The sequence below is a fragment of the Vibrio sp. YT-19(2023) genome (genome assembly GCF_033337395.1).
Genome location: NZ_JAWOQN010000549.1, coordinates 1 through 676, shown reverse-complemented (window position 1 = coordinate 676; position 676 = coordinate 1). Strand labels below are relative to the sequence as shown.

The window sequence follows — 676 nt, the reverse complement described above, 5'->3', positions numbered from 1 at the left end:
AAACCGGACTCTTTCTCAACCAATAAAATAGAACACTCTGGATGGCGTTGTTGGAGCTGCCAAGCCGTGGACACACCAACGATACCACCACCCACAACAATGTAGTCATAGACTGATTTCATACGACCTCTTATAAAACCGAAAGTTGAGACTGTTGCAATTTGAACTTGCGCCCACTGTAAACAAACACGGCAACGAATACCGCGCAGCACACCACACGAATTAAGATTGGAATGTCGTGCCAAACCAAAAGTGCACCGATAGTAAGCAGAACCAGCCTCATCAATATATTCAATGGTCCTTCTAAATAACCTTCAATGGCTCCAATGAGCGCGTAAGTACCCACTATCGCAAAGAAGCCGACAGTAATTACGGATGTCACATCCCAACTGACCAATCCGGTATAGGCAATTAACAATGGAACCAAGTACAGCCCCTTCGCAATTTTCCAAGCCATTAAGCCGGTTCGCATTGGTGGCGTTTTCGCAATGGTCGCCGCTGCGAATGCGGTTAAACACACTGGTGGCGTAACGTTACTGTCTTGTGAGAGCCAGAAGATGATCAAATGCGCAGCCAACAATGCCAAGCCAACCGCCTCTAAACCCAGACTTTGCTCTAGTAGCGTTTCAACAAAATCAGCAGGAACCAGTGACAGCATTTCTTTCGCCGTTTCCAG

General features: G+C 46.9%; 2 protein-coding genes. Both read right to left on the bottom strand.

Annotated features, from left to right (window positions below; genetic code table 11):
• The coding region (locus R7E78_RS27055; RefSeq protein WP_318058737.1) for an FAD-dependent oxidoreductase at positions 1-122 on the bottom strand (122 nt) is incomplete at its 3' end.
• Between the two features lie 8 nt (positions 123-130).
• Positions 131-676 (bottom strand): TRAP transporter large permease subunit (locus tag R7E78_RS27050; RefSeq protein ID WP_318058736.1); only part of this gene is annotated, 546 nt, incomplete at its 5' end.